The sequence below is a fragment of the Pirellulales bacterium genome, from assembly GCA_035939775.1.
In the GTDB taxonomy this organism is placed as follows: Bacteria; Planctomycetota; Planctomycetia; order Pirellulales; family DATAWG01; genus DASZFO01.
The window spans coordinates 1-6,483 of record DASZFO010000319.1 but is presented as its reverse complement, the minus strand read 5'-3'; the positions used below and the strand labels follow the sequence as shown (position 1 = coordinate 6,483).

Annotated in this window: 6 protein-coding genes; 1 reads left to right on the top strand and 5 read right to left on the bottom strand. The window is 60.1% G+C overall.

Features of this window, described 5'->3' with window-relative positions; translation table 11 throughout:
- On the top strand, positions 1-628 hold a 628-nt coding region (locus VGY55_20525; GenBank protein ID HEV2972371.1), incomplete at its 5' end, for a hypothetical protein.
- 6 nt (positions 629-634) lie between these two features.
- Here VGY55_20525 and lepA read toward each other — a convergent pair.
- The 5 genes from lepA to sixA all read right to left on the bottom strand — a co-directional run bounded on the left by lepA (position 635) and on the right by sixA (position 6,459).
- Entirely contained in the window at positions 635-2,437 is a 1,803-nt protein-coding gene (gene lepA, locus VGY55_20520; GenBank protein HEV2972370.1) for a translation elongation factor 4, read from the bottom strand.
- Between the two features lie 153 nt (positions 2,438-2,590).
- Positions 2,591-3,622: an ROK family protein gene (locus tag VGY55_20515; protein HEV2972369.1), complete on the bottom strand. Its 1,032-nt coding sequence runs from the start codon at positions 3,620-3,622 to the stop codon at positions 2,591-2,593.
- A 206-nt stretch (positions 3,623-3,828) separates the two neighbouring features.
- Positions 3,829-5,334: a catalase gene (locus tag VGY55_20510; protein HEV2972368.1), complete on the bottom strand. Its 1,506-nt coding sequence runs from the start codon at positions 5,332-5,334 to the stop codon at positions 3,829-3,831.
- Between the two features lie 15 nt (positions 5,335-5,349).
- Positions 5,350-5,832: a transcriptional repressor gene (locus VGY55_20505; protein ID HEV2972367.1), complete on the bottom strand. Its 483-nt coding sequence runs from the start codon at positions 5,830-5,832 to the stop codon at positions 5,350-5,352.
- A 138-nt stretch (positions 5,833-5,970) separates the two neighbouring features.
- Complete coding sequence (gene sixA / locus VGY55_20500; protein ID HEV2972366.1) at positions 5,971-6,459, bottom strand: phosphohistidine phosphatase SixA; 489 nt, start codon at positions 6,457-6,459, stop codon at positions 5,971-5,973.
- Positions 6,460-6,483 lie beyond the last annotated feature (24 nt).

Sequence of the window (6,483 nt, the reverse complement as noted above, 5' to 3'; positions counted from 1 at the left end):
TGACGGGCATATTTCGGTGAAGGTCCCTCTCAAGTTCCGCTTCGAGCCTGGTAGCGACCTCTACAAGTTATTTCCGAACGCCCACACGCTTTCGCTGGCCGTCGAGGCGCTGGACAACGGCGTCCGTTGGACCTACACCGTCGACAACAGCAAGGGGGACAAGCCGATCCCGTTAGGATTCGCGCTCCATCCCTACTTTCTCTATCAAGGGCCGAGGAGCGAAACGTATATCACGATTCCGGCGACGAACCTGATGGAATCGGAGAAGCTGCTGCCGACGGGCAAGCTGCTTGATCTGACCGGCTCGAACTGGGACGCCCGGCGGCCGAAATCGCTCGAGGGCTTCTTGAGCGACGACGTTTATTTCGGTATGCAGTCGTCCAAGCCGGCGGTGATCGACTTTCGCCAACCGCGGCTGAGGATCACGCTCAACGCAAGCGACGATTTCACTCACCTCGTGCTATACACGCCGAAAGACCAGCCTTTTTTTTGCGTCGAAAATCAGACCTGCTCGACGGACGCCCACAATCTGTTCGCCAAGGGTTTCAAGAATGAAAGCCACCTCCAAATCGTCGAGCCGGGCAAGACCGCCAGCGGCCATGTTGAAATGCGATTCGAGAACTACTAAATGCCGTCAATCGCTACCCGACTCAAGCACCGCTAGAAATGCCTTCTGCGGGATGTCGACCGAGCCGATCGACTTCATCCGTTTTTTCCCTTCGCGCTGTTTGGCCCATAGCTTGCGCTTGCGCGTGATGTCGCCGCCGTAGCATTTGGCCGTGACATTCTTACGCATCGCGGAGATCGTTTCTCGGGCCACCACGCGGCTGCCGATTGCCGCTTGCAGGGCAATCTCGAACATGTGCCGATCGATCTCGGTGCGCAGCTTCTTGACGACCGCCCGGCCGCGGCGCTCGGCGTCGCGGCGGTCGCAGATGATCGAGAGGGCATCGACTCGCTTGCCCCCAACTAGAATATCGAGCCGCACTAATTCCGCCGGGAAATAACCGACCAACTCGTAGTCCATCGTGCCGTAGCCGCGGGTGACGCTCTTGAGCTTGTCGTGCATGTCGTAGATCACCTCCGCCAGGGGCAGGTCGAAGGTGAGAATCGCCCGCGTCGGCGATAAGTATTCGGTCTTCACATAGACGCCGCGGCGATCGGTGCAAAGCTGCATCACCGGGCCGATCACGTCGGTGGGCAGCACGAAATTCACCCGCACGATCGGCTGCCGGAATTCGTCGATCAGGCCCGCGTCGGGCACTTGCTGTGGATTATGGATTTCGAGCAGCTCGCCGGTGGTTGTGAGGATTTGGTAAGTCACGTTCGGAGCGGTCTGCACCAAATCGAGATTCGACTCCCCTTCAAGCCGCTGTTGGATGATCTCCATGTGCAATAGGCCAAGGAAGCCGCAGCGAAAGCCGAAACCCAAGGCGTCGCTCGTTTCCGGCTCAAACTCGAAACTGGGGTCATTGATGCTGAGCTTGGTGAGCGCGTCGCGCAGCTCCTCGAAGTTCTGCCCGTCGGACGGATAGAGCCCGCAATAGACCATTCGCTGCGGCGGGCGATAGCCTGGCAGCGCGGGGGCAGCGTCGTCCCCAGAGGTCGTCACCGTGTCGCCGATGTGCACGTCGATGGCCGACTTGATGTTGCAGATCAAGTAACCGACCTGCCCGGCCTGGAGCTGGCTGCACGCGCGACGTTGCGGCACAAACTGGCCCACTTCGAGCAATTCGTAGGCACTGCCCGTCTTTAGAAAGCGAATCTTCTGCCCCTTCTTGAACGTGCCGTTGATCACCCGCACATACGTGATCGCTCCGCGGAATTCGTCATAATGCGAGTCGAAGACCATCGCTTGCAAAGGAGCGTCTGGATCGCCGCCTGGGGCCGGGATTCGCTCGACGATCGCTTCGAGCAGCTTATCGACGCCGACGCCTGTCTTGCCGCTGCAGGGCAGCACCTCGGCCGGATCGATCCCCAGGCTCGACTCCATTTCCTCCATCACCTCTTCGGGCCGTGCGTGTTTAAGATCGACTTTGTTCAGCACGGGAACGATCGCGAGATTGTGCTCCATCGCCGCGTAGGCATTGGCGACCGTCTGGGCCTCGACTCCTTGAAACGCGTCGACCAGCAGCACCGCTCCCTCGCAACATGCCAGGCTGCGCGAAACTTCGTAATGAAAATCGACGTGCCCCGGAGTATCGATCAGATTCAGCTCGTATTCCGCGCCGCGGTATTGATAGCGCATGGCGACGGCTCGGGCCTTGATCGTGATCCCGCGGGAGCGCTCCAAGTCCATATCGTCCAAAGTCTGGTCGCGGAGGTCGCGTTTATCCACGGTGCCAGTGATCTCCAGCAACCGATCGGCGAGCGTGCTCTTCCCGTGGTCGATGTGGGCGATAATCGAGAAATTGCGAATATGCTGGCAATCAATCATGGATCACGAGTGACAAGTGCAAAGCACAGATTACGAACCACGAGAAACCATTTCGCCGCGCCGCTTGCGCCGCGAGCCTCCGGCGCGCCGTCCAATCCATTCTATGGGCGCGGCTGGGAGTCTGGGCCGCGGCACATGCAACTGCGCTGCAGCTCATTGCCGCCGATAATCCAGCCGTGCCAGGCCGGCAACGCCGATATAACCGGCATCTCCGCCGAGCGACGCGAAATCGATCGACGTTTTGGCGGCTGGGATCGGCAATGCTCGCCGCTGAACCTCTTCCTTTACGGCAGCCAGGAACCGGCGGCCCAGTTCCGTGCCGTGGCCGCCAAACGTCATTGCCCCCCCCAGCACGATCGCGTCCGGATCGATCGCGTGCATCATCGAAACGGCGCCGATCCCCAGATAACGGGCCGTATCGAGCACGATCTCTAGCGACAGAGCATCGCCGGCTTCTGCCTCGGTAGCGATCAACAACGGCGTCAGCTCGGCCCCCGCCTCCAACCTGCCGCTCAGGGAACTATTCCGTCCGGCGGCAAGCGCTTCGTGCGACCGCTTGATGACGGCAGTGGCGCTGGCATAAGCCTCGAGATGCCCCCGGTGACCACAGCCGCACATCCGGGCATCGTCGCAATAATCGATAACGATATGTCCGCACTCTGCCCCGTGGCTATGTTCGCCCACGATCAACAGGTCGCCGATGATGATTCCGCCTCCGATTCCGGTGCCCAGCGTGAAGAGCACCATACTGTGCAAATTCCGTCCGGAACCGACCCAAAACTCGCCATAGGTGGCGGCCTTGGCGTCATTGGCATAGGTGACGGGAAGCCCGACGTGATGCGCCACCCGATCACGGATCGGGAAATTCCGCCAGGCCTTCAGATTGACCGGCTCGAGCAACATGCCGGCCGGAATGTCCATCGTGCCGGGAGTTCCGAGGCCGACGCGGGCGATATCGTGCTTCGAAAGTTGGGCCGTGTCGACGACTTGCTTGACCGCTTGCCCCATCCGCTCGGCGCCATCCTCCGCGCCGCGCTCGACCCGCGTCGGGATCGAGAGATGGCTCAACGTGCGGCCCAAGTCATCGACCAGGCCGACCTTGATATTCGTCCCCCCCACGTCGATGCCGACAAAAAATGGCGGTTGCGCGTGTTCGAGTTTAATTATTTCGGCGGCAGTAGCCATGCGGTGCGGGAGGATGTTCGGGCAACAAGTTCGAGCGATGGGACCCCGATTATAGGGGCAAATCGCCGCCGAAACAATTCCGGCGCCGCGAAAGGGGCGGGACCCGCGAGCAGGTCCGCCTCGGTCGAAGAAGTCGCTCGAACCAATGTAAAGCATCGGTTCGAGCCGTTTTTCGGCCCACTTTCCCGCCTTGGCGCAGGGCCACGCTAGCGCGAGGTCGCGATGACGCGTTCTTCCTGCGACATCGAAGCCAATCGCTCAACTTGCTTCTCATCGAGACCGAGACCGGCGGCCACTCGCCGGCCATAATCCGCATCGGTCTTGAAGAACAGCGCCGTCTGCCGATACTGAATCCGCTGCTGAGCGCCGCCCAGGTGGCCGACGATATTGCCGATCAGGTGCTCCCGATCCTGCGCGTTCATCACGCGGCGATAGAGTTCGCCGGGTTGGAAGAAATCGTCGTCGGTCAATTCCTGGGGATGCCGCGCGGCGGTTGCCTCCAACTCAATCGGCGGCTCGGCGAAGGTCTTGTCGGGGGCCGGGCCTTGGAAGGAATTGGGCCAATAGTTCGGTCCTGAGCCGCCGTTTTCGTCCAGCCGCATGAAGCCGTCGCGCTGATAGTTGGACATTCCGCTCGCTCGCGGCGCATTGACCGGAAGGAGTTGGTAATTCGCGCCGAGCCGATACAGATGCGCATCGTGATACGACATCAGCCGCGCCTGAAGCATTTTGTCGGGTGAAGCCGCGATCCCCGGCACAAGGGTGCCTGGACCGAAGGCCGCTTGCTCGACCTCGGTGAAGTAGTTCTTCGGATTGCGATCGAGCACCATCCGGCCAATCTCGATCAGCGGATAGTCGGCGTGCGGCCAGACCTTGGTGACGTCGAAGATGTTCCACCGGTATTTGGCGGCGTCTTCGGGCCGCATGATCTGCACGCTCACGCGCCATGCCGGGAATTCCTTGCGGGCGATCGAGTCGAACAGATCGCGCGTGGCATGGTTTGGATCCTCGCCGGAAATGCGGACTGACTCCTCGCGAGTCAGATTCTGGATTCCTTGCTCGGTCTTGAAGTGGTATTTGATCCAGTAATAGGCCCCGCTCGCGTTATACCACTTAAATGTATGACTGCTATGGCCGTTCATGTGGCGATAGGTCCGCGGAGTACCACGGTCGGAGAACAAGATCGTCACTTGGTGCATCGACTCAGGAGTGAGCGAAAGAAAGTCCCAGAACATATCGGGATCGGGCAGATTGGTCGCCGGATTCCGCTTCTGGGTATGTATGAAATCGGGGAATTTCAGCGGATCGCGTATGAAAAACACGGGCGTATTGTTGCCCGTCATGTCGTAATTGCCCTCCTCCGTATAGAACTTGATCGCGAAGCCGCGTGGATCGCGCGCCGCGTCGGCCGAGCCTTTTTCGCCGCCGACGGTTGAAAAGCGGGCGAGGACATCCGTCTTTTTTCCCTTCGCCGATAAAAATGCGGCACGGGTGTATTTCGCCAGGTCGGCCGTGCATTCGAAATAACCGTGGGCGCCCGCCGCTTTGGCATGCACGATGCGCTCGGGAATCCGCTCGCGATTGAAATGCGCGAGCTTTTCCATGAGGTGGACATCCTGCATCAGCGCCGGGCCGCGCGCCCCGGCAGTTATCGTGTTTTGATCGTCGTCGATGGGCTGGCCGTTGGCCGTCGTCAATCGTTTGTCGGACATGTTTAGACTCCTTCGCTAAGGACTGGCTATGACGGATTTTAGGGACCGCGGCTTCTTCGCCGCGCAGATAATGCAGATACCGCGCACTTGCACGTGCGTGGATTCAATCGACCCAAGGGACTTGACGCCTCTCGGAATCGGCAACGCGTCGAGGTCTTTGCTGTAGAAATCGCGTACCGCTCCGCACTCCGTGCAAACAAAGTGATGATGTCGCGAGGTGTTCGCGTCGTATCGCCCGCGGTCATCGAGGATTTCGGCCTTGCGTACTAACCCGTGCTTCTCAAGCGCCGCAAGCGTGCGATACACCGTATCGCGCGAGATGGCCGGCACCCTGAGGCGCACGCGCCGAAAGATCAAATCGGCGTCGGGGTGCTCTTCACTGCCCGCCAACTCGCGAAAGATCTCGGTGCGTTGGTGCGTGACCTTCAGGCCCGCCCCGATGCAAGTCGCGGAGAATCGCCGCATGCGATCGTCGATCTGATCCGAGGAAACCGGCATCGCAAGCCTGTAGACCGCAGTAAAGTAAGAATAGTTACGAAATAGGAATCAATCGTACCTAGGAATCAACCGCAGGACGTGAATCGTACTCGATTCCGTCACGACTGGCTAGTGCCTGAAATCGCTTTTCGCGCCGATTTAGACGCCCAGGTTCTTGGCCGTCGCCAGCCAATTAAGTTCGCCCTTGCCCTGAGCGATGTCGCGGGCGAATTGGATCGCGGCCACCGCCCCTTTGGCAAAATGGACCGCGGCGGTTCCATCGCCGACGAGCGCGGCGGTCAGTTCGCTGACATCCGGAGCGTGACCAACCCAGGCGATGGTCTGCTCCGCTTGACGGGCCGTCCAGTCAATTAATTGCTTTAGATCGGCTCCGGGTCGCAATACATCCAATTCCACAAGTTGCGCTGGATCGGATAGGTGCTTGACGATCAGTTCCGCCGTTTGCCGGCAGCGGACTAAGGGGCTGGTGGCAATCAGCGTTGGCCGGAAGCTGCCGGCAACGAGCCGCTCCATCATTCGGCCGAACCGCTTCTTCCCCTCGCCCGTCAGCGGTCGCAGATCGTCGTTCGGAAAGCGCTCGGCGTCGCGCTCTTCGGCCCAGGCATGTCGAACGATGTAGAGCAGCATCTTGTCACCTCACGCGCCAAAGCA